This is a genomic window from Azospirillum sp. TSO35-2, assembly GCF_003116095.1.
GTDB lineage: Bacteria > Pseudomonadota > Alphaproteobacteria > Azospirillales > Azospirillaceae > Azospirillum.
On record NZ_LGRA01000013.1, the window covers coordinates 743,551 to 766,774 of the forward strand.

The window sequence follows — 23,224 nt, forward strand, 5'->3', positions numbered from 1 at the left end:
TGCAATCAGGGCGTTCAGGTCGGATAGGTTCGTCACGGTCATGGCCATCATCCATAGGCTGGTCGCGGCGCTCGTCGGAGCCGTCGCGGGGGTGCGCCCGGTGCCGCCGGCCTCACCGTCGGGCGGGCTTGCGGCACGGCACGGTGTTGGTGGTCACGAACGGCGGCGCGCTCAACGCGCGCGGCGGCGATCCGGGGCGCGGCGCCCCAGCGTTCGGTCCGTTCGTGAAAGAAAAAGAGCGATCGGCGCGACGGCGCCTTGCGGCGGGCGGGTCAGAAGCCGCCGGCGAGGTCGGTCAGGGCATCATGGTCGAGCAGTTCAAGCTTTCCGTCGACAAGGATCCGGATCAGCCGGGCGGACTTGAACTTGGTGACGGTGCGCGACACGGTTTCCGTGGTCAGCCCCAGGTAATCGGCGATGTCGCAGCGGCTCATCGGCAGGTCGACGATCCGGCCGGCGGTGGTGCGGGCGCTCAGGCGCAGCAGGAAGGAGGCAAGCTTTTCCGACGCCGTCTTGCGGCCGAGCAACAGCATCTGGTCCTGCGCCGCCATCAGCTCGGAGGTCGTCGCCGACAGCAGCTTGCGGGCGAAGCCGGGCTGCGCGTCCATCACCGCCTCCAGCTCCGCCCGCGATATGCGCTGGACCGTGGTCGCCGTCACCGCTTCGGCCGTGTAGAGATACTGGTCGGCGAAGGCCAAGCCCATCATGTCGCCGGTGTGCAGGAAACCGATGATCTGCCGGCGGCCGTCGGGCAGCATCTTGTGCAGGCGGATCACGCCGCTGTGCACGCGGAAGACCGCACCGGCCGCGTCGCCTTCGGTGAAGACCGTCGTGCCGCGGTCGAGAACCTTGCTGTGGCCGAGCGTCGCGAGCGGGTCGGCGCTGGTGCGCGGCGGAGTGGAGGGCAGCACGCCCGCGGCGGACGGCATCGCGATCACCGAGGCCAGATAGCCCGGAACGGTGCGGCTGGTGTGGGCGGCGATGGCGGCGTGCGTGGACATGGTGGGCCTCGGCCGTTGCGGGTGCGGTCCGGTTCGTTCCGGCGTGCGCTTGATGATCGGACCCTACCGGGCGTCCACCGCCCTGTGCAGTTCGGTAATGTACCTAAGGAAGTTTGCGTACGTAAGTGTACCTACGTTTGAAGGGTCGGCTCAGGAGGCGCTGGGCGCCGGCGCCATCAGGCGGTTCACGGCGTCGATCAGCTGGTCCTCGTCGAACGGCTTCTCCAGCACGGCCATGACGCCGGCGTCCTTCGCCCGGGAAAAGGTGGCGGCGTCGCCGCGCCCGGACACCATGATCACCGGCAGGCCGTGCAGGTCGTCGTGATGCCGCTCCAGGAACTCCAGGCCGCTCATCACCGGCATGTGCAGGTCGAGGACGAGGCAACCCCGCGGGTTGCCGTCGAACTGGTCGAGGAACTCCCGGCAGGACGAGAAGTCCCGCACGTCGAAGGCGAAGGCCTCCAGCAGGGCCTTCATGGAGTCACGGACCGGCTCATCATCATCGATGATGTGGACGATCCCTTCGCCCGATTGATCCATGGCAGCCTCCGGATTTCATGCAAGCGCAACGGCACCGGCGGTGCGGCGCGTCATGGAACATAAAATGCGGCGGATGAGACCGATATACGGACCATTGCGTATGAGCGGTGGTTTTGATGCAGATCACTCGCCGCCCGGCGCAACCCCCGCGGCGATGGCCATGCGCACCAGCGACGGCAGGCTGTCGGCCTGCATCTTGTCCATGACGCGGGACCGGTGGATTTCCACCGTGCGGGGGCTGATCGACAGTTCGTGGGCGATGACCTTGTTCGACCGCCCCGCCACCAGCCAGCGCAGCACATCCAGTTCCCGCGGCGTCAACGCCGAGACGCGGGCCAGGATCTCCGGCGGGACGGCGGGCGCCGGCGGGTCCGGGACCGCGGCCGGATGATCGCCGGCGTCCTGCCGGCTTTCCGCCACCCGGTCGGCCGCCTGGTCGAGGGCGGAGCGGACCGCGGCGAGCAGGACGTCCTCGTCGAACGGCTTCTCGACGAAATCCACGGCGCCGGCCTTCATGGCGCGCACGGCGAGCGGCACGTCGCCATGGCCGGTCATCACGATCACCGGCATGCGGTGGCCGTCCCGGGCCAGCCGCTCCTGCACCTCCAGACCGCTCATCCGCGGCATCCGCACGTCGACCAGCAGGCATCCGGTCCGCGACGGGGCGTCGGACTCCAGGAAGGTGACCGGGCTGGCGAAGCTCTGCGCCTGGAAGCCGGCGCTTTCCAGCAGGGCCGACAGCGAATCGCGGATCGCTTCGTCGTCGTCGACGATGAACACCGTCCGATCGGTCGTCATCTCAGAAGGCATCGCTGTGGTCTCAGTCGGCGAGAGGAACGGTGAAGGCGAAGGTCGCCCCCACCGTGGGGGGCTCCAGCCACAGGCGTCCGCCATGGGCCTCGACGATCGACCGGCAGATCGACAGCCCCAGCCCCATGCCGCTGGTCTTGGTGGTGACGAAGGGCTGGAACAGCTGGCTCCGCACCGTGTCAGGAACGCCGGGGCCGGTGTCGCTGACGGTGATGCGGCGGAACTCCGGCTCGTCCGGCTCGACGCCGGTGCGGATGGTCAGCTCCCGCCGCTCGCTCTGCGCCATGGATTCGATCGCGTTGCGGACCAGGTTGAGGATGACTTGCTGGACCTGGACCTTGTCGACCAGCACGCGGGGGTCGGCGGCGTCGAAATCGAACCGCACATGCAGCCCGATCGCCTTGGCGCCGACCAGCGCCAGGGCGCTCGCCTCCTCCACCACCTTGTTGAGGGACTCGGCGGAACGCTCGGTCTGGCCCTTTTCGATGAAGCTGCGCAAATGGCGGATGATCTGTCCGGCCCGCGCCGCCTGGGCGCTCGCCTTGTCGACCATGTCCATCGCCTTGGCCACCCCTTCGGGCCGGTCCATCAGGCGCTTGGCCGCCCTGGCGTAGTTGATGACCGCGGTCAGCGGCTGGTTCAGCTCGTGCGCCAGGGTGGAGGCCATCTGGCCCATGGCGCTGACCCGGCTGACATGCAGCAGTTCCGCCTGCAACTCCTGCAGGCGCCGTTCCGTCGCCTGACGTTCGGTGAGATCGCGGACGAAGCCGGTGAAGCGGCGCTGGCCCCCGAGCAGGACCTCGCCGACCGACAGCTCCATCGGGAACACCGAGCCGTCGCGGCGCTGGCCGGAGACGACGCGGCCGATGCCGATGATCCGCCGCTCGCCGGTCCGTTGGTAGCGCTCCAGATAGCCGTCATGCTGTTCGCGGTAGGGCGACGGCATCAGCATGTTGATGTTGCGGCCGACGACCTCCGACGGCGGATAGCCGAACAGCCGCTCCGCCGCCGGGCTGAAGGATTCGATCAGCCCCTTCTCGTCGATCACGATGATCGCCTCGGGCACCGTCTGCAGGATGGAGGCCAGACGCGCCTCGCGCTCGCGCAGCGCCGCCTCGGCCTGCTTGCGTTCGGTGAGGTCGCGGATGATGCCGATGTAGACCGGCTGGCCGTCCTGGGTCGCCTCGCCGATCGACAGGTCCATCGGGAAACAGCTGCCGTCCTTGCGGGCGCCGGTCACCTCGCGGCCGATGCCGATGATGCGGCGCTCGCCGGTCCGCTGGTAACGCTCCAGATAGCCGTCATGCTCCTCCTGGTAGGGCGACGGCATCAGCATCTTGACGTTGCGGCCGATCACCTCGCCGGCGGTCCAGCCGAACAGGCGCTCGCAGGCGGGGTTGAAGGTCCGTATCCGTCCCTGGGCATCGATGATGACGATCCCGTCCGGGACGGTGTTCAGCATCGCCCGGAACTGCGATGGAGTGTCCAGGCTTTCATCCCGGATATCGTCGGCCACGTCCCATCCTCAAACTCTGTGTTTCCATCATCAGAGTAGTTGAGTGCAACCGTTGGTCAAGGCTCCAATGCGGCCCCCGCCGCCGGTCCGGTCCGGTCCGACGGGGCACGAAAAACGCGAGGCATCCTTTTTTGCCGTTGCGCTTCCAAAATGGCTTCGTCACCGTGTGAGTGAACATTCATTCACAGAGGGAGGCGCGCCGTGCCCGCCGATGTTCCTCACGCCGATGCCCGTCACCTCGATGTCCGCCACAAGGTCCGGGACGCCGCCATCGCACTGTTCGCCCAGAAGGGGGTGAAGGCGACGACGGTCCGCGACATCGCCCGCTCCGCCGGGGTGTCGGAGGGGGCGCTCTACCGCCACTGGCCGAGCAAGGAGGAGCTGGCGGCCGACCTGTTCGCGGCGGAATACACCGCCATGTCCCAGACCCTGCGGGAGGCGTCCGGCCAGGGCCCGGCGCCGGAACGGCTGCGGCGGGTCATCGGCCACGCCTTCGACTTGGTGGAGGCGGCCCCCGACCGCGCCCGCTTCCTGCTGCTGTCCCAGCACGAATCGCTGCCGCTGGTGCCGAAGGACCAGGAGACGCCGGTGGACGTGATCGGCGGCATCATCGCCGACGGGATCGCCGAGGGCAGCATCGTGCCGGCCGACCGGGAGGCGCTGGCCCACATCGTCATCGGCGCCATCGTCCTGAACGTGCAGTCGCACGTCTACGGCCGGCAGACCGCCGCGCTCTCCACCCTCGCCGGGCCCATCGCCGACGCGATCCTCACCGGCATCGCCACCTCCAGGACCGGAGCCGGACAATGAGCGCCCCCGCCCTTCTCGCCTCGCGGCGCTTTTTGCCGCTGTTCCTGACCCAGTTCCTCGGCGCCTTCGGCGACAACGTCCTGCGCGGCGCCATCGCGGTGCTGGCGGTCTATGGCGTGTCTGGCGGCGGCGCCCTGAACGGGGCGATGATCTCCACCCTGGCGGCGGGCGCCTTCACCCTGCCCTTCCTGCTGCTGTCGGCCACCGCCGGCCAGTTGGCCGACCGCTTCGACCGCACGCTGGTTGCCCGCGCCGTCAAGCTGGCGGAGATCGGGTTGATGGCCGTGGCCTCCTGGGGCATCGTCACCGCCGACCTGCCCGTCCTGATCATCGCGCTGGTCGGCATGGGCGCCCATTCGACGATGTTCGGGCCGGTCAAATACGGCCTGCTGCCCGACCTGCTCGACCCGTCCGAGCTGACCGCCGGCAATGGGCTGGTCGAGGCCGGGACCTTCGTCGCCATCCTGCTGGGGACCATCGCCGGCGGCTCGCTCGCCCTGCTCCACCCCTGGGCGGTGCCGGGGATGCTCGCCGCCTCGGCGGTGTTCGGGCTGGTCGCGTCGCTGTTCATCCCGCGCGCCGGCAACGCCGACCCGGCGGTGCGCGTCGGGCTGAACCCGGTGTCGGTGACGGCGCGGGTGCTGCGCTCCGTCGCCGGGGACAAGGCGTCGATGCGGGCGATCCACGGCATCTCGGTGTTCTGGGGCGTCGGCGCCGTGGTGATGGCGCAGTTCCCCTCCATCGCCCGCGAAACGCTGGGCACCGACAGCGGCGGCGCCACGCTGCTGCTGGCGGTGTTCGCCATCGGCGTCGCCGTCGGTTCGGTGTTGGCCGGCCTCAGCCACCACACGCCGTCCACCACCGACGCCGGCCGCGCCGCGCTGGCCGGGCTGGTCGCCGCCCTGGCCGGCGCCGCCCTGCCCCTGCTGACGCCGGCGGTCCCCGCGGCCGAGCCGCTGTCGCCGCTGGCGCTGCTGGCCCAGCCCTGGGCGCTGCCGCTGCTGGCCGACCTGTTCATCATCGCGGCGGCCGGCGGCGCCTTCGCCGTGCCGCTCTACGCGCTGATCCAGCACCGGGCGGCGGTGACGGCCCGCGCCCGGGTCATCGCCGCCGCCAACGTGGTGAACGCCCTCTACATGGTCGCCGGTTCGGCCGCCGCCGCCGCGATGCTGGCGCTCGGCCTGTCGCCGCTAGCGGTCGCCGCCTGGGGCGGGGCGAGCATGCTGGTCGCCGTCGTCATGGCGCTCGCCGTCGATGCGCAGGCCCTGCTGCGCGGCCTCTTCCGCGCCTTTTTCCGACTGGCCTTCCGCGTCGAGGTTCGCGGGGCGGAGCATCTGACCGGCCTTGACGGCGCCGCCGTGGTGACGCCGAACCACCAGTCCTTTCTGGACGGCGCGCTGCTCGCCGCCTTCCTGCCGGGGATGCGCTTCGCCGTCGACACCCACATCGCCAAGCTCGCCCTGGTCAAGCCGTTCCTGGCGATCGCCGACCACGTCACCATCGACCCGACCAACCCGCTGGGCACCCGCGTCCTGGCCCGGGCGCTGGCCGACGGCGACAAGGTCTGCATCTTCCCGGAAGGGCGGATCACCGTCACCGGTTCGCTGATGAAGATCAACGGCGGCCCCGGCATGCTGGCCGACAAGGCGCGCTGCCCGGTGGTGCCGGTCTGCATCGAGGGCGCCCAGCGCTCGATCCTGTCGCGCATGCAGGGCCGGCTGCGGCTCGGCCTGTTCCCGCGCATCACCATCACCGTGCTGCCGCCGGTGATGCCGCCGGACGTCAGCGGGCTGGTCGGCAAGAAGCGGCGCGCCGCCCTGAAATCCTGGCTGTCGCGGGTGATGACGGAGAGCGTCTTCGCCGCCCGCCCGCGGCATGAGACGCTGATGCTGGCCCTGCTCGAGGCCCGGGCCAAGACCGGCGCGCGGGAGGATGCGGTCCAGGACGGCGACTTCTCCACCCTGTCCTACCGGGCGCTGGCGGCGCGGGCGCTGGTGCTCGGCCGCATCCTGACGCGCGGCACGGAGCGGGACGAGGCGGTGGGCGTGCTGCTGCCGACGGCGTCGCCGACGGCGGCGGTGTTCTTCGGCCTCGCCGCCCATGGCCGGCCGGCCGCGATGCTGAACTTCACCGCCGGCCCGGAGTCGGTGAAGGCCGCCTGCCGCGCCGCCGGGGTGCGCCGCATCGTCACCTCCGCCCAGTTCATCGAGAAGGCCCGCCTCGGCGCCCTGGTCGAGGCGCTGGCCGCCGACCACGCCATCATCCATCTGGAGGAGGTCAAGCGCGGGCTGCGGCTGGGCGACAAGCTGCGCGCGCTGGCGGCGCTGGTGGCGCCGGACCGGCTGCTGCCGCCGCAGGGCAGCAGCGACGACGTCGCCGCCATCCTCTTCACCTCCGGGTCGGAGGGACCGCCCAAGGGCGTGGCGCTCAGCCACGGCAACCTGCTCGCCAACATGGCGCAGGTGGCGTCGGTGGTCGATTTCAACCGGCAGGACGTGGTGTTCAACTGCCTGCCCGCCTTCCACTCCTTCGGCCTGACCGGGGGCATGCTGCTGCCGATCCTGAACGGCGTGAAGACGGTGCTCTATCCCAACCCGCGCCATGTCCGCCTGATCCCGGAGCTGGTCTACCAGACCAACGCCACGGTGCTGTTCGGCACCGACTTCTTCCTGAACGCCTGGGCGCGGTCGGCCGACCCCTACGACTACCGCTCGCTGCGCCTCGTCTTCGCCGGGGCGGAGCGGCTCCAGGACGAGACGCGGCGCGTCTACACCGAGCGGCTGCGCGTCCATCTGCTGGAGGGCTACGGCACCACCGAGACCGCGCCGGTGATCGCCGTCAACACCCCCGCCCGCTTCCGCGCCGGCACCGTCGGACAGGCGCTGCCCGACATCGAGACGGAACTGGTGCCGGTGCCGGGCGTCGAGACCGGCGGGCGGCTGCGCGTGCGGGGTCCGAACGTGATGAAGGGCTACCTGCACGCCGACCGCCCCGGCGTGATCCAGCCGCCGCCCGACGGCTGGCACGACACCGGCGACATCGTCGAGATCGACGGCGACGGCTTCATCCGCATCGTCGGCCGGGTCAAGCGCTTCGCCAAGGTCGCCGGCGAGATGATCCCGCTGGGCCTCGTCGAGGAGTTGGCGAGCCTCGCCGATCCCGACTCCGGGCACGCCGCGGTCGCCCTGCCCGACGCCAAGCGCGGCGAGCGGATCGTGCTGGTGACGACCAGCGCCGCGCTGCCTCGCGACGCGCTGGTCAGCGCCGCCCGGACCCGGGGAGCGCCCGAGATCGCCATCCCGCGCGACGTCCTGCGCATCGACGCCGTCCCGCTGCTGGGCACCGGCAAGACCGATTATCCGGCCGTGACGCGGTTCGCCGCCGGGGCCGCCGCCACGGAGGCCGCGTGATGGAGAACACCACTATTGGAATGGACCGCCGCCCGATCGCCACCCGCTCGGCCCGCTGGGCACAGCGGCTGGCGGCGGGGCTGACCAGGACGTCGGTGACGCCCAACCAGATCTCGCTGCTGTCGGCGGTGTGGGCGGCGATCGGCGGCGCGCTGCTGCTGCAGGGCGGCGTCGCCGCCTGGATCGCCGCGGCGCTCTGCGTCCAACTGCGCCTGCTGTGCAACCTGCTCGACGGCATGGTCGCGGTGGAGGGCGGCAAGGGCTCGCCCGTCGGCGCGCTCTACAACGAGATCCCCGACCGCGTCGCGGACACCGCCTTCCTGGTGCCGTTGGGCTACGCCGTCGGCCTGCCCTGGCTCGGCTGGGCGGCGGCGCTGGCGGCGATGCTGACCGCCTATGTCCGGGTCTTCGGCGGCGCGCTGGGGCTGGCGCAGGATTTCGGCGGCGTGATGGCCAAGCAGCGTCGCATGGCCGCCCTCACCGTCGCCCTGCTCGCCCAGGCGGTGGAGCACACGCTGTGGGGAACGCGCTTCAGCCTGCTCGCCGCCGGCTGGATCATCATGGGCGGCAGCCTGCTCACCGCCGCGACGCGCACGCTCGGCATCGCCCGCCGCCTGAACGTCCAGCGTCTGGAAAGCCATCGTCCGGAGGCCCGGTCATGATCCCCCTCGTCCAACCGGCGCTTCGCCACGGCCTGCTGGGCCTCACCCGCCTGCTGGTCGGCGCCCGCGCAAGCTGGGAGGGCTGCGCCCCCGCCGACGTCCCGCGCATCTACTTCGCCAACCACACCAGCCACCTCGACACGCTGGCCGTCATGGCCGCTCTGCCGGCGGAACTGCGGGCGCGGACGCACCCGGTGGCGGCGCTCGATTATTGGGGCGGCTCGGCCCTGCGGCGCGCGGTGGCGGTGGGCTGCCTCAACGCACTGCTGGTCGACCGCACGGGAAAGGCAACGGCGGAGGTGATGGACGCCATGGCAGCGGTGCTCGAAAGCGGGCAGTCGCTGATCCTCTTCCCCGAGGGCACCCGCGGCGACGGCACCGTGGCGCCGTTCAAGAGCGGCCTCTATCACCTCGCCCGACGGGTGCCGGCCGCCGAGCTGGTTCCCGTCTTCATCGAGAACCTGCACCGCGTGATGCCGAAGGGCATGCCGCTGCTGGTGCCGCTGATCTGCACCATGCGCTTCGGCGCCCCGCTGCCGCCGGTCGACGGCGAGGACAAGGCGGCGTTCCTGCAACGGGCGCGCGAGGCGCTGGTGTCCCTGTCCCAGCCGAAATCCCAGTCCGCTTCCCAACCTGCCAGCCAACGGACCGCCCAATGAGCATCGTGACGAACACCGACCCGCTGTTCCTCTGGCTGGCGGGCGGGACCCTGGCCCTGCTGACCGTCGCCACCGTGATCGGCGCCGTCCTCGCCCGCCGGGTGCAGACCCCGGCCGGCCGCGACACCGTGCGCAACCTGAACGCCCGCATCCGCTCCTGGTGGGTGATGGTGGCGCTGTTCGCGGCGGCGATGCTGCTGGGCAGCGTCGTGACGCTGGTGCTGTTCGCCCTGCTGTCCTATCTGGCGCTGCGCGAGTTCATCACCCTGACGCCGACCCGGCGCGGCGACCATGCCGGGCTGTTCCTGTCCTTCTTCGTCGTCGTGCCGCTGCAATACTGGCTGATCGGAATCGGCTGGTACGGGCTGTTCTCGATCTTCATCCCGGTCTACGTCTTCATGGCGCTGCCCTCGCTGTCGGTGCTGGGGGCGGACACCACCGATTTCCTAACCCGCACCGCCAAGGCGCAGTGGGGGCTGATGCTGGCGGTCTATTGCACCAGCCACGCGCCGGCCCTGCTGTGGCTCGACATTCCCGGCTACCGGCTGCCCAGCGCCCTGCTGCTGCTCTACCTGATGACGGTGGCGCAGTTGAGCGACGTGTTCCAGTACGTCTTCGGCAAGCTGTGGGGCAAGACCCGGCTGTCGCCCGGCATCAGCCCGTCGAAGACGGTGGAGGGGCTGGTCGGCGGCGGGCTGACCGCCGTCGCCATCGGCACCGGGCTGCACGTCATCACGCCCTTCTCGCCACTGCAGGCGGCGGGCATGTCGCTGGTCATCGTCACAGCCGGCTTCTTCGGCGGCTTCGTCCTGTCGGCGATGAAGCGCGACCTCGGGGTCAAGGACTGGGGCACCCTGATCGAGGGGCATGGCGGTGTCCTCGACCGCCTTGATTCGGTCGTGTTCTCGGCGCCGCTGTTCTTCCACCTCACGCGCTATTGGTTCACCTGAGCGGGTGCGGCGCCGGCATCACACCCCCACGGTGGCCAGCCCGCGGGTGATGCTGCCGGTGGCGGGCAGCAACGGAATCAGGCAGGCCTGCAGCGCGTGGTAGAGGTCCGGCTTGCCGAAGAAGGGCGAGGCGTTCGGCCGCAGGTCGGCGTCGAGCTGGGGGTGCCAGCCGCCATGGTCGCGGTCGATCAGCCGGGCCGCCGCGAAGTCCCAGATGCGGCGGTACCACGCCTCGAAGACCGGATCGGGATCGATCGCGCCGAGCACCGCCGCGGCGCCGATGCCCTCGCAGCACGGCCACCAGTAGCGGTCGCGGATGCGCGGCGAGCCGTCCCACTCCAGCGTGTAGTAGAAACCACCCTTCCCGGCGTCCCAGCCGTCGGCGACGGCCTGGAGGAACAGGCTCCTGGCGGCGTCGGGCGCCCAGTCGAGCCGGCGGCCGCCGAGTTCCCACAGCTGCACCAGCAGCCGGGCCCATTCCAGCCAATGGCCGGGCGTCGTGCCGAAGGGCCGGAACATCGGGCTGCCGGAATAGGCGCGGTCGAGTTCCCATTCGGTGGTGAAATGCTCCGGCAGGCGCCACCCGTTGGCGGCGGCGTGGCGGCGCACCACCAGGTCGGCGATCCGCTCGGCCATCGCGAGGTGATGGGAATCGCCGGTCGCCTCGAAGGCGGCCATCAGCGCCTCGGTCAGGTGCATGTTGGAGTTCTGGCCGCGGTAGGTGTCGTAGGGCTTCCAGTCGGCGGTGAACTCCTCGGCGACCGCGCCGTGGCGGTCCTCCCAAAAGCGTTCGGCCAGCACCGTCGTGATGTCGGTCAGCAGGCGGTCGGCGTCGGGATGGCCGGCAACCTTGGCGCTCGACGCCGCCAGCAGGACGAAGGCGTGGCCGTAGGCCTGCTTGGTGTCGTCGGTCGGCTGGCCGTAGCCGACGCTCCAAAAGTAACCGCCGTTGACCGGATCGCGGTGGCCGTTCCACAGGAAATCCATGCCGTGGTCGATGATCGCGTCGGCGCCCGGGCGGCCCATCAGGCGGGCGATGGAATAGCAATGGACCATCCGTGCGGTGACGTGGATCGCCCGGCCGGGACGGGCACCCGCCGGCTCGCCGACCGGCATCGGCCGTCCCTGGGCGTCGAGATCGTGGAAGCCGCCCAGCGCGTTGATGCTCCGCCTATCGAAGAAGCCGAGCAGCGCATCCGCCTGACCGAGAAGCCACTGGCGGTGGCTTGGAAGGGTCACCCAGCGGGGGGCGTCGGGAGCCAGGGCGTAGGACGGCATGATCGGTCTTCCTGATCTCGTTCTGATCGGGGGCTGCCTTGCGGGACCGCGTGCTGTGCGGCTCCGCCAGCGCCCTTCTGCATGCCCGTCCTTCGCCGCGCGCGCAACCCCATTGATGGGCCAACGGACGATGCGGCGGATCCCGCGCACCCGCGCGGCACGCAGCGGTGATCATGAGGGGATCGGGGCACCTGTTCTTTCGAACAGGCATCGTGTCCGTTCGCGTGTGCCGTGCCCAAGCCGGGGCGGATCTATTCTGGAGGGGGCCGGCGAAGCCCGGCCAATCCCCATCAACGATCGTTTTGGGAGGGTGCCATGACCATGGCCCGGCGCACGTCAGCCGAATTTCTCGGAACCTTCTGGCTGGTCTTCGGCGGCTGCGGCAGCGCCGTGCTGGCCGCCGCCTTCCCGCAGGTCGGCATCGGATTGCTCGGGGTGTCCCTGGCGTTCGGCCTCACCGTCCTGACGATGGCCTATTCCATCGGGCACATTTCCGGCTGCCACCTGAACCCGGCGGTCACCGTCGGCCTGTGGGCGGGCGGGCGCTTCCCGGCCAAGGACATCCTGCCCTACGTCGTCGCCCAGGTCGTCGGCGGCTTCGCCGCGGCGCTGGTGCTGTACGTCATCGCCATCGGCAAGGCCGACTACAGCCTCGCAACGAACGGGCTCGCCGCGAACGGCTACGGCGCGCATTCGCCCGGTCAATACGTGATGGCGTCGGGCCTGCTGATCGAGGTGGTGCTGACCTTCTTCTTCGTCCTGGTCATCCTCGGCTCGACCGACCGCCGGGCCCCGGCGGGCTTCGCGCCGCTCGCCATCGGTCTGGCCCTGACCCTGATCCACCTGATCAGCATCCCGGTCACCAACACCTCGGTCAACCCGGCGCGCAGCACCGGCCCGGCCTTGGTGGTCGGCGGCTGGGCCTTGCAGCAGCTCTGGATGTTCTGGGTCGCGCCGCTGCTGGGCGGTGTGGCGGGCGGGTTGGCCTACCGCGCCCTGGCGGAAGAGATGCCGGAGAAACCCGCCATCACCGGCGAAGCGAAAACCTCCACCTGATCGACCCATCCGCCTGGATCGAGGCCGGTTCACGGGCCGCGGTCGTCGCACCGCGGCCCGAACCTTGTCCGGCAGGGACAAGCAAGGTCACGCCCTGGTCGCAACACTTTCCACCTGTCGACTGTTATTCAGGCCGGACAGCGACGAGGAAGGTGTACCCAATGCGGCAGTTCGACCCCGATTCCAACCCGATGACCGACGAGGATTACGGCATCGTCCTCGGCCTCTTCGTCGGCGTCTATTTCGGCCTGCTTCTGGTTTCCGTCCTGCCATAGCCACCGCTCAAGGCCGCGTCGAGGGTCGCCGCCGCGGCGCGGCCGGCATCAGGTTGGGCACGCGCCGGGCCTGTCCCTTGCGGCGGTTCGACCATTGGAACTGCGGGTCGTCGGCGATCAGGTGGCGGTGGTCGGACAGCCGGTTGCGCTCCAGCCAGCCGATCGTCGCCTCCAGCTCCGACAGGGTCATCTCGGAGCGCGCCTTCTTCATCAGCCGCTTCAGCACGGCGTTGTAGATGTGATAGCCGGTGGGCCCCTCGGCGACGAGGTTGTTGTCCTCGTCCTCGATCACCTGGGCGGCGACGAGCTGGCCGATGCGCTGGCGCAGGTGATGCTCCGCGGCGCTCGGCGTCAGCGGCAGCTCGCCATGGTCGCGCGTCTGCGCGCCGAAGTCGGGCCCCGGCGCCACCACGGCAAAGCGCAGCGCCGTGGCGTTGGATTCCAACGGGATGATCTCCGGCTCATGCTCGGCGTTCGCGCGCTCGAAGGGCAGCTCCGGCTGGCGGCGCGTCTTGACCATGGCGCGGGTGCCCTGCTGGGTCTCGACCATGGTGCGGAAGCGTTCGAACAGCGCGTCGGACGGGTGGTAGACCAGCGCGCGCTGCTGCTTGTAGGCGCCGGCCTGTGGATCCACCCGCGTCGCCCGCGCGATCGCCTGCTCCAGCCAGGGGCGGGAGCGGATGTGCGTCAGGCAGGCGACGTGGGTGATGGCGGGGGCGTCCAGCCCCTCATAGGCCATCGCCACCGACACCAGCACCGCCGGCTCCGGCCGCAGGCGGAAGGCGGCCACCACCTCCTGCGCGTCGCGCTGGTCGGAAATCGCCAGCCGCGCCATGCGCCCAGCCTGCTCCTTCGGCATCCAGCCGCGCAGGGTGTCGAGGTAGAGGCGCGCCGTGTCCTGGTCGGGCGCGATCACCAGCAGCTTGCCCAGCCCAAGTCCCTGCCCATCCCGGTCCGGCGGCAGTTTCAGTTCCGCCCGGCGCCGGGCCCGGTGCTCCCGGCAGGAGCGGTAGGCCTCGCGCAGCATCGCCTGGGCGAAGCCGGTGCGCAGCGCGGTGAACAGGGCGTCGCGCGTGTTCTCGCCGGCCTTGGACAGCGCGTCGACCCAGCGGTTGGTCCGCGCGGCGTCCAGCCACGACGCGGTGCCGTCCATCGCGCCGAAGGTCACCGGCAGGATCGCCTCCTCGGCCAGCGCCTGACGCCGGGAATAGCCGACGACGGCCCAGCCCGGCGCCTTGAAGTCGATCTCCCGCACCTTGCGCGTGCCATGCGGCGCGCGGTAGGGCAGCCACAGGATGGGACGGCCGTCGGCCCGTTCCAGCGTGCCGCTCATCAGCAGCCGCGCGGCGGCGCTTTCCAGCAGTGGCAGGATCGACCGGCTCCACGAGGTTTCCTCCTCCAGCGCCGCCATGCGGTCGGTGTCGAAGACCGCCGGCAGATGGTGGAGTTCGTCCACCGCCAGCAGGTAGCGATGGCGCCGGAACTCCTGCAGGTGCAGGTCGGGCGCCGCCGCCACCGCCTGGTAGGTCGTGACGTAGCCCTGCAGGCCGCGGCACAGGTCTTTCCCGTTCTCCGCCGCGCGCAGCGACAGGCTGTGCCCCAGTGCCTCACGCCAGCGCGGATCGACGAACGCCTCCTCCGCCTGCTGGCGCAGGCTGTCGCGCGGAACGATCCAGCAGACCCGGTCGATCGTCTGCGCCCGATGCAGCGCCGCTCCCATGATGACCGGCAGCAGCGACTTCCCCCCACCGGGCGTCACCGCCGCCAGCACGTCGCGGACCTCCGTCTGCCGCTGGGCGATGGCCTGGGCGATGGCGCTGACCAGATGCTGGTGGCTTCTCAGCTGCGGCATTCCATCCTGCTGTGTTGTGGCACAACGGAGGAGCAAGCCTAAATTGCCGGGAGTCCGCGGTCTTCGGTTCAATCGAAGGGTGTGGTTCCCATCGGGGTTAGCGCCGCCCCCGGTTGGGGGCGGCGATCGGAGCCGCCTACCCCGAACGGTGGCGGTAACGCGCCCACCTCACTTGGTGACGAGCGGGCAACCGCCCTCGGACAGCGGGCGGAAGGCGTCGGGGCCGGGGATGGTCCTGACCAGCTTGTAGAAGTCCCAGGGCCCCTTCGATTCGGCGGGCGACTTGACCTCGAAGAACAGCATGTCGTGGACAGCCCGGCCGTCGACGCGGACGCTGCCCTTGCCGAACAGCGGATCGTCGGTCGGCAGGTCCCGCATCTTGGCGGCGACGACGGCGCCGTCGGTGCTGTCGGCCGCCTTGACCGCCTTCAGGTAATGCAGCGCCCCCGCATACACGCCGGCCTGGTTGCCGGTGGGCCGGCGCCCTTCCATCCGGGCGGCGAAGCGGTCGGCGAAGGCGCGGGTTCCGGGGTTGAGATCCCAGTAGAAGGCTTCGGTCAGGTACAGCCCCTGGGCGTCCTTCAGCCCGACGGCGGCGACGTCGCTCAACTGCATCAGCAGCGCGGCCAGGCGCTGGCCACCGCCGGTGATGCCGAACTCGGTCGCCTGCTTGACCGAGCCGATGGTGTCGCCGACGGCGTTGGCGAGCCCGATGATCTGGGCGCCGCTGCCCTGCGCCTGCACCAGGTAGGAGGAGAAGTCGGCCGCGTTGGGCGGGTGGCGGACGCCGCCGACGATGGTGCCGCCCAGGCTCTTGACCACCGCCGAGGCGTCGCGCTCCAGCGCGTGGCCGAAGGCGTAGTCGGCGGTCAGGAAGAACCAGCGCTTGCCCCCGGCCTCCGTCACCGCGCGCGCCGTGCCGTTGGCGAGCGCCCAGGTGTCGTAGGTCCACTGGATGGTGTTGGCGGAGCATTTCGGGCCGGTCAGTTCGGTCGTGCCGGGACCGGAGGCGACGAAGACCGTCTTGGAGTTGCGCGTCACCTCGTTCACCGCCAGCGCCACCGACGAGAAGGGCACGTCCAGGATCGCGTCGACATGCTCCTGGTCGAGCCAGCGGCGCGCGGTGGCGGCGCCGATGTCGGGCTTGTTCTGGTGGTCGGCGTGGATCACCTCGATGGTGACGCCGGGCAGTTCCTTGGCGAAATCCTCCGCAGCCAGCTCCGCCGCCACCACCGACCCCCGGCCGGTGCTGTCGGAGGCGAAGCCGCTCATGTCGGTCAGCACCCCCAGCTTCACCCGGTGCGACGCGATCTCGGCCGACGCCGGCGCCATGCCGATCAGCAGCGCGACGAGGCTTGCCGCGGCCGTCCCGGCCAAGCTGTTTGCGGTCTTCATCATGCCCTTCCTCCCCTTATGTCTTTCTTGGTGCTTGTCTTTCTTGGTGCTCGTCGGCGGCGCAAGGCGGCGCCGTCAGCCGCCGGTCCCGCGCAACTCGCCCAGGACCGCCTGGGCGACGTCCTGGCGGACGGTGCCGCGCGCCACCAGGATGGCGGCGACGCGGTCGATCTCGTCGCCGACCGCGCCGGCCATCATCGCGATGTTCTGGGCGTGCAGGGCCATATGGCCCTTCTGGATGCCGGTGGTTGCCAGCGCCTTCAACGCCGAGAAGTTCTGCGCCAGCCCCACCGCGGCGATGACGCGGGCGAGGCGCTCCGCGCTGGTGACGCCGAGGATCGCCAGACAGGCCCGCGCCGTCGGGTGCGCCTTGGTGGCGCCGCCGATCAGCCCGACCGCCATCGGCAGTTCGATGGAGCCGCTGAGCTGCCCGTCGGCGGTCACCTCGAAGCGGGTCAGGCTGCCATACTGGCCGCTGCGGGCCGCGTAGGCGTGGGCGCCGGCCTCCACCGCGCGGGTGTCGTTGCCGGTCGCCAGCACGACGGCGCTGACGCCGTTCATGATCCCTTTGTTGTGGGTGGCGGCGCGGTAGGGGTCGGCGGCGGCGAAGTGATAGGCGCTGACGATGCCGTCGCGCACCGCTGCGCCGCCGATCTGGTCGAGCGGCCACACCGCGTGCGCCCGCGCCAGCCGGCGGTCGGCCAGATTGGACAGGATGCGCAGATAGACCCGGCCGCCGGTCCAGGCGGCGATGTGCGGGGCCAGCGCCTCCGCCATGCTGTTGACCGCGTTGGCGCCCATCGCGTCGCGGGTGTCGACGATCAGGTGGGTCACCAGCATCGGCCCGCTCTGGCTGTCGAGCACGCGGACCTCGACGTCGCGGAAGCCGCCGCCGAAGGTCAGCAGCACCGGGTCGCAGCCGTCGCAGACCGCCTTGATCTCGTCGCGCCGGCCGAGGATGCGCAGGCGGGCGGCGTAGGGGTCGGCGACCTCGACCGCCTGGATCTGCGCGATCATCAGCGTGCCGGACATCGAGGTGGTGAAGCCGCCGGCGTCGTAGCATTGCCGGGCCGCGTTGCACACCGCGGCGACGACCGACGATTCCTCCGTCGCCATCGGGATCAGCAGGTCCTCGCCATCGATCTTCATGTTGGTCGCAATCCCCAGCGGGATGTTCATCGACCCGATGACATTCTCGACCAGCCGGTCGGCCAGACCCAGATCCAGGTTCCCGGTGTCCGACAGCCGCGCCGCGGCCGCGGCGTCGAGGCCGGCAAAGTCGGAAACGATCGCCAGACGGTCCGCCGGTGATTTCCTGTGGAATCCGGAGATGCGGGAACTGCGGTTGGGATGGATCATTCCTGAACCCTGTCGTGCGCTTGCGGGTACACCCCTCCCTCCGGCGTCGCGCATGGCGGCGCCCGCAGAGGGGTCGAGGTCGGGTGCCGGTGGAACGACCGACACCGCGGGGCGACCCCACCGGCACCGTTCGTAAGTGGAATGATCAGTGATACAAAGGGACGGCACAAGGGACAGTTTGCCGGATTCTCCGGGACACTGTACCAGCGCATTCGGTGGGACACCGTGGTGGGAACGCGATGACGCGGGTGGGGAGCATTGTCGACAGGATCGCCGGCCTGATCGGCGACGGCCTGTTGAAACCGGGGGAGCGCCTGCTGTCGGTGCGGGCCGGCGCCGTCGAGCATGGCGTCTCCAAGAACACGATGGCCGAAGCCTACGACCGTCTGGTGGCGCTGGGCCATGTCGAGGCCAAGCCGGGGTCCGGCTATTACGTCGCCCGCGTCCGCCGCGCGGCGGCCGGGCAACAGCCCGCCCATGTCGCCGAGGCGGTGGATTTCGTGTCGCTGCTGCGCGAGCAGCTGGTGCAGAGCTACGCCGTGCGCATCGGCGACGGCCGGCCGCCGCCGTCCTGGATGGAGCGGTTCGAGGTCGGCGGCCACCCGCGCTTCCTGGCGGCGACCCGCAACCTGGCGCCGGAACACGGCTACGGCTCGCCCTGGGGCTTCCTGCCGCTGCGGGAACGGCTGGCGCTGTCGCTCGGCGAGCGGTCGATCAAGGCGTCGCCGGACCAGATCCTGCTGACCCAGGGCGCCAACCACGCGCTCGACCTCGTTGCCCGCCAGATGCTGGAGCCGGGCGACACCGTGCTGGTCGACAGCCCCGGCTACTACCCGCTGTTCGGCAAGCTCCGGCTGTCGCGCATCGCCATCGTCGGCGTCCAGCGGCGCCATGACGGTCCCGACCTCGACGACCTCGCCGCCAAGGCCGCCGCCCACAAGCCGAAGCTGTTCTTCACCCAGTCGCTGGCGCACAACCCGACCGGCGGCTCGATCACGCCCGCCGTCGCCCACCGCCTGCTGCGGATCGCCGACCAGCACGGCCTGTACGTCGTCGAGGACGACCCCTTCGCCGACGTCCTGCCCGCCGCCAGCCCGCGGCTCGCCGCGCTCGACCAACTGGACCGGGTCATCTATGTCGGCACCTTCTCCAAGACGCTGTCGGCCAGCCTGCGCGTCGGCTATGTCGCGGCGAAACGCCCGCTGATCGACCGGCTGTGCGACGTCAAGATGCTGACCGTCGTCAGCACCTCCGACTATGTCGAGCGGATCGTCTACGCCTTCATCGCGTCGGGCCACTATCTCCGCCACCTGCGCAAGCTGAAGACGCGGATCGAGGAGCACACGGAACAGGCGACGCTGGCACTCACCCGCGTCGGTGTGCGGCTGCCGCCGGCCGCCCCCGGCGGCTATTACCTGTGGGGCGAGCTGCCCGACCGCATCGACGAGGCGGAACTGGTGCGCCAGGCCGCGGAGCAGGGGATCTTCCTGGCGCCCGGCACGCTGTTCCTGCCGGCCCGGACGACGACCACGCCGGCGCTGCGGATCAACATCGCCTACGCCGACGACCCGCGCTTCCTCGCCTTCCTCGGCGACCGTCTCGCGCTCTTGTGACGGACGGGGCGACAGGTTTGCGACAGGAGTGGCGGTTAGGATCGGCCCGGAAACAACAGTGCGTCTCGTGTGTGAGGCTGGATCATGATGAATTCCGATTGGCTGCTTGGCAGCGTGAAGGTCTTCGACCGGGCGGTCGAGGTGTGGGGAACGCCGGAACGCGCCATGGAGTGGTTGCAATGCCGGGACAGGGATCTCGGCGCCAAGCCGGGCGAGCTGGCGGAAACCACCGAGGGTCTGGTCCAGGTCCTGCACTGCCTGCGCCGGATCGAACTCGACGAGCGCGTCTGACCGCCACGGCCAGGACGGCCGGGCACGAAGGATGGCGGACGACAGGATGACGACAGCACTCCATGGCATGCTGGCGTTGTTGTAAGCTTTGGGCAACGGAAGCCTTCCCTCCCGTTGCCCCGAAAGCGCCGTTCCTGAGGCCGGAGCCGAGCGTCATGCGCATCCTGGTGGTGGAAGATACCGAAGACCTCGCCGACGCGATCATCCAGCGGATGCGCAAGCACGGCTACGCCATCGATTGGGCCGCCGACGGCTATCAGGCGGAAGAGCTGCTGGCAACCGAGCGCTACCAGCTGGTCATCCTCGACCTGATGCTCCCCGGTCCGGACGGCCAGACGCTGCTGCGCCAATTGCGGCGCAAGGGCGACGACACGCCCGTTCTGGTGGTCACCGCCCGCTCCCGCGTCGACACCAAGGTGGACGCGCTCGACCTCGGCGCCGACGATTACGTGGTCAAGCCCTTCGACTTCCGCGAGCTGGAGGCGCGCTGCCGCGCGCTGCTGCGCCGCCATCACGGCATCGCCACCTCCGAGCAGGTCTTCGGCAACCTGAGCTTCGACACCTCCACCAAGAAGGTCGCCATCGACGGCCAGCCGATCGACCTCAGCGCCCGCGAGTTCCGCCTGCTGGAGCTGTTCCTGTCCAGCCTGAACAAGGTGATGAGCAAGGACACGCTGATCGACCGGCTGTGCAGCCTCGACCAGCCGGTCGCCCCCAACGCCATCGAGCTGTACGTCTCGCGCCTGCGCAAGAAGCTGGAGGGCGCGTCGGTGGTGATCCGCACCCTGCACGGCCAGGGCTACGTCGCGGAACAGAAGAATGGCGCCTGACCGGCCCGCATCGGATCGGACGGCCGCCGGATCGCTGCAGCGGCGGCTGATGGTCCGGCTGGTCATCGTGCTCGCGCTGGTCGCCGCCGGGCTGTTCCTGCTGATCCGCATGGACGCCAAGCGCGCCGCCGACGGCGCCTTCGACAAGCTGCTGCTGGCCTCGGCGCTGTCGATCGTCGACGCGGTGCGGGTGGAGGACAACGCCCTGCTGGTCGACCTGCCCTATTCCTCGCTCAGCATCCTCGCCATGGCGCAACGCGACCGCGCCTTCTACAAGGTGCTCGACGCCGAGGGCAAAGCCATCATCGGCTACGGCGACCTGCCGGGCTCGCCGCGGCGCGACGACACCGCCGACTTCTCCGACGCCGTCTACCGCGGCGAGCCGGTGCGCATCGTGGCGCTGGGCCACCTGATCGTCCAGGCCCGCCGGGCCAACTGGGTGACCATCGTCGTCGCCCAGACGCGGGAGGAGCGCGACACGCTGGCCCGCGGCTTCTTCATGAACTCCTTCCTGCCGATGATGCTGATGATGCTGGTCAGCATCGGCCTGGTGTGGTTCGGCGTCCGCCAGGCGCTGGCACCGCTGGGCTTCCTCGAACGGCTGATCCACGCGCGGCGGCCGAGCGACTTCAGCCCGATCGACGTCCCGGCCCCGGCGGAGGTCCGCCAGTTGCTGGGCGCCATCAACACGCTGATGGCGCGCCTGCACGGCAACCTGGAATCGACCAAGACCTTCCTGGCCGACATGGCGCACCAGATCCGCACGCCGCTGGCCGCGCTGCGCTCCCAGTCGGAGCTGGCGTCGGAGGAAACCGACCCCGAACGGCTGCACCGCATCGTCGCCCGCATCCACCGCAACGCCGTCGGGGCAAGCGAGCTGACCACCCAGCTGCTCAGCCACGCCATGGTCGTCCACCGTAGCGAGGCCCTGCACCCCGAATTCGTCGATCTCACCGTCCTGGTGCGGCAGGTGGTGCAGCGCGCCGCCGCCATCGCCGAGGACACGACGCTGCGCATCGACCAGGACGGCACCGACCACGTCACCGTCTGCGGCGACGCGGTCATCCTGCGCGAGGCGCTGGTGAATCTCGTCGACAACGCCGTCAAATACGGCGGCGACGCCGGCGCCGTGGAGGTCCGGCTGCGCTCCGCCACCGCGGAGCACGGCCCGCTGGTGGAGGTCGCCGACCGTGGTCCCGGTGTCCCGGACGAGGAGAAGCCGAAGGTGCTCAGCCGCTTCGGCCGCGGCAGCTCGGCGGCGGGAACGGTCGGCAGTGGTCTCGGCCTCGCCATCGTCGCCGCCGTCGCCGACGGGCATGGCGCCGCCTTCTCGCTGGTCGACCGCCCCGGCGGCGGCCTGATCGCCCGCATCGCCTTCCCCCGCGAGCATCTGTGCGAAACCTGCCACCTGCCCCCACCGGAGGGCGGGCAGGACGGCCGGCACCAAGCCACGCCCGAACGGCTGTGGCTGCCCGTGGTCCTCCTGGCGCTGTCGACGATCCTGCTCTGGCCGGGGGAGAGCGCCGCCAAGCGCATCAGCTATCCCTCCCAGGGCACGCAGGTGGCCGTCCTCGCCATCGCCTCGACCACCGATCAGGCGGCGATGGAGGGGCTGATCCTCGATTTCCAGACACGCCACCCCGGCATCGCCGTCGAGTATGACGAGGTGACGTCGGTCGAGCTGTACGACAGCGTCGTCCACCCTAGGGACCGCCTGCCGGACCTCGTCATCAGCTCGTCGGCCGACCTCCAGGTGAAGCTGGTCAACGACGGCTACACGCAGCGGCACCTTTCGGCGGCGACGGCGGAGCTGCCGCGTTGGGCGAACTGGCGCGACGAGGCCTTCAGCTTCGCGCAGGAACCGGCGGTCATCGTCTACAACCGCGACCGGGTGCCGCCCTCCGACGTGCCGCGCACGCGCGACGACCTGATCCATCTGATCCGCGACAAGGAAGCGGTCTATGACGGCCGCGTCGTCACCTACGACATCGTCCAGAGCGGCATCGGCTATCTGCTCGCCGCCCAGGATTCCGTCCTGAACAGCCAGTTCTGGCAACTGGTCGACGCGATGGCCGATCGGCACGTGCACCAGTCCTGCTGCACGGGCGAGATGCTCGACGCCATCGCCCGCGGCGAGCAACTGATCGGCTACAACCTGCTGGGGTCCTACGCCCGGGCGCGGCAGCTCGCCGGCGCGCCGATCGGGATCGTGCTGCCGAGCGACTACACGCTGGTGACCGCGCGCGTCGCCTCCATCCCGAAGGGCGCCGCCGCCGCCCGGCTGGCCGGGCTGTTCATCGATTATCTGCTGTCGCCGGAGGGGCAGGCGCAGGTCGCCAACAACACGCCCTTCTACGCCATCTCCCCGGCGGTCGACGGTCCCTTCTCGGTCGCGCATCTGATGGCCGAGCTGAACGGCCCGCTCCAGCACACCACGCTGGGCCCCGGCCTGCTCGTCTTCCTCGACGACACCAAGCGCGCCCGCTTCCTGCGCCAGTGGCAGATGATCACCAACCGCTACTGACAGGCTTCCGACAGCTACCGCGCCTATAAAGCCAAGACTTCGTCATCCGGCGGAAAGAAGGCGGACAAACCTTCTCGATTGGGCCGACCGCGTCTTCATCGCGTCGTCGCCGATGGTCATTCCGCGATACGGCCAACAGTGAGGAAACCCATGTCAGGCGATCTGAAGGAACGTGCGCTCGATTACCATCGCCGCGGCAAGCCGGGCAAGCTGGCGATCGTGCCGACCAAGCCGATGATGACCCAGCGCGATCTGGCGCTGGCCTATTCGCCCGGCGTGGCCTTCGCCTGCCACGACATCGTCGCCGATCCGGCCCGTGCCGCCGAGGTGACGGCGCGCGGCAATCTGGTGGCGGTGATCTCCAACGGCACCGCCGTGCTCGGCCTCGGCGAC

The 23,224-nt window shown here is 70.3% G+C and carries 18 protein-coding genes and 1 pseudogene; 11 read left to right on the plus strand and 8 right to left on the minus strand.

What is annotated here, in order from left to right; all coding sequences use genetic code 11:
- Positions 1-272: 272 nt before the first annotated feature.
- The 4 genes from TSO352_RS10795 to TSO352_RS10810 all read right to left on the minus strand — a co-directional run bounded on the left by TSO352_RS10795 (position 273) and on the right by TSO352_RS10810 (position 3,867).
- Positions 273-1,001, minus strand: a complete 729-nt coding sequence (locus tag TSO352_RS10795; RefSeq protein ID WP_109107305.1) for a helix-turn-helix domain-containing protein — start codon at positions 999-1,001, stop codon at positions 273-275.
- Positions 1,002-1,151: 150 nt separating this feature from the next.
- Positions 1,152-1,541 (minus strand): response regulator, encoded by a 390-nt coding sequence (locus tag TSO352_RS10800; protein ID WP_109107306.1) that lies wholly within the window; start codon positions 1,539-1,541, stop codon positions 1,152-1,154.
- Between the two features lie 123 nt (positions 1,542-1,664).
- The gene (locus TSO352_RS10805) at positions 1,665-2,339 is read right to left on the minus strand and encodes a response regulator transcription factor (RefSeq protein WP_109107307.1); all 675 of its coding nucleotides are present in this window, start codon (positions 2,337-2,339) and stop codon (positions 1,665-1,667) included.
- Between the two features lie 22 nt (positions 2,340-2,361).
- Entirely contained in the window at positions 2,362-3,867 is a 1,506-nt protein-coding gene (locus tag TSO352_RS10810; protein WP_247872020.1) for a PAS domain-containing sensor histidine kinase, read from the minus strand.
- Positions 3,868-4,068: 201 nt separating this feature from the next.
- Between TSO352_RS10810 and TSO352_RS10815 the strand changes: the two genes are divergently transcribed.
- Genes TSO352_RS10815 through TSO352_RS10835 form a run of 5 tightly spaced genes read left to right on the plus strand, consistent with a single transcriptional unit; the run spans position 4,069 to position 10,358 of the window.
- Positions 4,069-4,677: a TetR/AcrR family transcriptional regulator gene (locus TSO352_RS10815; protein WP_109107309.1), complete on the plus strand. Its 609-nt coding sequence runs from the start codon at positions 4,069-4,071 to the stop codon at positions 4,675-4,677.
- On the plus strand, positions 4,674-8,087 hold the full coding sequence (locus TSO352_RS10820; RefSeq protein ID WP_109107310.1) for an acyl-[ACP]--phospholipid O-acyltransferase: 3,414 nt from the start codon (positions 4,674-4,676) through the stop codon (positions 8,085-8,087). The genes TSO352_RS10815 and TSO352_RS10820 overlap by 4 nt, the downstream gene beginning before the upstream one ends.
- Positions 8,087-8,749, plus strand: a complete 663-nt coding sequence (locus TSO352_RS10825; RefSeq protein ID WP_247872021.1) for a CDP-alcohol phosphatidyltransferase family protein — start codon at positions 8,087-8,089, stop codon at positions 8,747-8,749. The genes TSO352_RS10820 and TSO352_RS10825 overlap by 1 nt, the downstream gene beginning before the upstream one ends.
- Complete coding sequence (locus tag TSO352_RS10830) at positions 8,746-9,408, plus strand: lysophospholipid acyltransferase family protein (RefSeq protein WP_109107312.1); 663 nt, start codon at positions 8,746-8,748, stop codon at positions 9,406-9,408. The genes TSO352_RS10825 and TSO352_RS10830 overlap by 4 nt, the downstream gene beginning before the upstream one ends.
- Positions 9,405-10,358, plus strand: a complete 954-nt coding sequence (locus tag TSO352_RS10835; RefSeq protein ID WP_109107313.1) for a phosphatidate cytidylyltransferase — start codon at positions 9,405-9,407, stop codon at positions 10,356-10,358. Before TSO352_RS10830 ends, TSO352_RS10835 begins: the two co-directional genes overlap by 4 nt.
- 18 nt (positions 10,359-10,376) lie before the next feature.
- Here the strand turns inward: TSO352_RS10835 and TSO352_RS10840 are convergent, their stop codons facing one another.
- The gene (locus tag TSO352_RS10840) at positions 10,377-11,636 is read right to left on the minus strand and encodes an AGE family epimerase/isomerase (RefSeq protein ID WP_109107314.1); all 1,260 of its coding nucleotides are present in this window, start codon (positions 11,634-11,636) and stop codon (positions 10,377-10,379) included.
- A gap of 315 nt (positions 11,637-11,951) precedes the next feature.
- Here TSO352_RS10840 and aqpZ point away from each other — a divergent pair, with 315 nt between their 5' ends.
- Positions 11,952-12,692 carry an aquaporin Z gene (gene aqpZ / locus TSO352_RS10845; protein ID WP_109107315.1) on the plus strand — a complete coding sequence of 247 codons (741 nt, stop codon included), beginning with the start codon at positions 11,952-11,954 and terminating at the stop codon, positions 12,690-12,692.
- Between the two features lie 282 nt (positions 12,693-12,974).
- Here aqpZ and TSO352_RS10850 read toward each other — a convergent pair whose 3' ends face one another.
- The 3 genes from TSO352_RS10850 to TSO352_RS10860 all read right to left on the minus strand — a co-directional run bounded on the left by TSO352_RS10850 (position 12,975) and on the right by TSO352_RS10860 (position 17,573).
- Positions 12,975-14,819: a DEAD/DEAH box helicase family protein gene (locus tag TSO352_RS10850; RefSeq protein ID WP_109107316.1), complete on the minus strand. Its 1,845-nt coding sequence runs from the start codon at positions 14,817-14,819 to the stop codon at positions 12,975-12,977.
- A 168-nt stretch (positions 14,820-14,987) separates the two neighbouring features.
- The gene (locus TSO352_RS10855) at positions 14,988-16,217 is read right to left on the minus strand and encodes an ABC transporter substrate-binding protein (protein ID WP_109107317.1); all 1,230 of its coding nucleotides are present in this window, start codon (positions 16,215-16,217) and stop codon (positions 14,988-14,990) included.
- Between the two features lie 72 nt (positions 16,218-16,289).
- Positions 16,290-17,573 (minus strand): hydroxymethylglutaryl-CoA reductase, degradative, encoded by a 1,284-nt coding sequence (locus tag TSO352_RS10860; protein WP_109107318.1) that lies wholly within the window; start codon positions 17,571-17,573, stop codon positions 16,290-16,292.
- Between the two features lie 239 nt (positions 17,574-17,812).
- On the opposite strand from TSO352_RS10860, the gene TSO352_RS10865 reads away from it, so the two are divergent.
- From TSO352_RS10865 to TSO352_RS10885, 5 genes and pseudogenes are all read left to right on the plus strand, one after another.
- Positions 17,813-19,186, plus strand: coding sequence for a PLP-dependent aminotransferase family protein (locus TSO352_RS10865; protein ID WP_109107319.1), 1,374 nt, complete (start codon positions 17,813-17,815; stop codon positions 19,184-19,186).
- Between the two features lie 84 nt (positions 19,187-19,270).
- Positions 19,271-19,477: an MbcA/ParS/Xre antitoxin family protein gene (locus TSO352_RS10870; protein ID WP_109107320.1), complete on the plus strand. Its 207-nt coding sequence runs from the start codon at positions 19,271-19,273 to the stop codon at positions 19,475-19,477.
- A 155-nt stretch (positions 19,478-19,632) separates the two neighbouring features.
- Positions 19,633-20,307, plus strand: coding sequence for a response regulator transcription factor (locus TSO352_RS10875; protein ID WP_109107321.1), 675 nt, complete (start codon positions 19,633-19,635; stop codon positions 20,305-20,307).
- Complete coding sequence (locus TSO352_RS10880) at positions 20,297-22,831, plus strand: extracellular solute-binding protein (protein WP_109107322.1); 2,535 nt, start codon at positions 20,297-20,299, stop codon at positions 22,829-22,831. The genes TSO352_RS10875 and TSO352_RS10880 overlap by 11 nt, the downstream gene beginning before the upstream one ends.
- A 150-nt stretch (positions 22,832-22,981) precedes the next feature.
- Positions 22,982-23,224 (plus strand): annotated as a pseudogene (locus tag TSO352_RS10885) (NADP-dependent malic enzyme); the annotation flags it as partial.

Bases quoted from the DNA above. Each gene is read 5' to 3' on its own strand.
- TSO352_RS10795 (WP_109107305.1), bottom strand. From the start codon at position 1,001: ATGTCCACGCACGCCGCCATCGCCGCCCACACCAGCCGCACCGTTCCG.
- TSO352_RS10825 (WP_247872021.1), top strand. From the start codon at position 8,087: ATGGAGAACACCACTATTGGAATGGACCGCCGCCCGATCGCCACCCGC.
- TSO352_RS10830 (WP_109107312.1), top strand. From the start codon at position 8,746: ATGATCCCCCTCGTCCAACCGGCGCTTCGCCACGGCCTGCTGGGCCTC.
- TSO352_RS10880 (WP_109107322.1), top strand. From the start codon at position 20,297: ATGGCGCCTGACCGGCCCGCATCGGATCGGACGGCCGCCGGATCGCTG.
- TSO352_RS10850 (WP_109107316.1), bottom strand. From the start codon at position 14,819: ATGCCGCAGCTGAGAAGCCACCAGCATCTGGTCAGCGCCATCGCCCAG.
- aqpZ (WP_109107315.1), top strand. From the start codon at position 11,952: ATGACCATGGCCCGGCGCACGTCAGCCGAATTTCTCGGAACCTTCTGG.
- TSO352_RS10805 (WP_109107307.1), bottom strand. From the start codon at position 2,339: ATGACGACCGATCGGACGGTGTTCATCGTCGACGACGACGAAGCGATC.
- TSO352_RS10800 (WP_109107306.1), bottom strand. From the start codon at position 1,541: ATGGATCAATCGGGCGAAGGGATCGTCCACATCATCGATGATGATGAG.
- TSO352_RS10865 (WP_109107319.1), top strand. From the start codon at position 17,813: ATGACGCGGGTGGGGAGCATTGTCGACAGGATCGCCGGCCTGATCGGC.
- TSO352_RS10835 (WP_109107313.1), top strand. From the start codon at position 9,405: ATGAGCATCGTGACGAACACCGACCCGCTGTTCCTCTGGCTGGCGGGC.
- TSO352_RS10820 (WP_109107310.1), top strand. From the start codon at position 4,674: ATGAGCGCCCCCGCCCTTCTCGCCTCGCGGCGCTTTTTGCCGCTGTTC.
- TSO352_RS10840 (WP_109107314.1), bottom strand. From the start codon at position 11,636: ATGCCGTCCTACGCCCTGGCTCCCGACGCCCCCCGCTGGGTGACCCTT.
- TSO352_RS10870 (WP_109107320.1), top strand. From the start codon at position 19,271: ATGATGAATTCCGATTGGCTGCTTGGCAGCGTGAAGGTCTTCGACCGG.
- TSO352_RS10855 (WP_109107317.1), bottom strand. From the start codon at position 16,217: ATGATGAAGACCGCAAACAGCTTGGCCGGGACGGCCGCGGCAAGCCTC.
- TSO352_RS10860 (WP_109107318.1), bottom strand. From the start codon at position 17,573: ATGATCCATCCCAACCGCAGTTCCCGCATCTCCGGATTCCACAGGAAA.
- TSO352_RS10875 (WP_109107321.1), top strand. From the start codon at position 19,633: ATGCGCATCCTGGTGGTGGAAGATACCGAAGACCTCGCCGACGCGATC.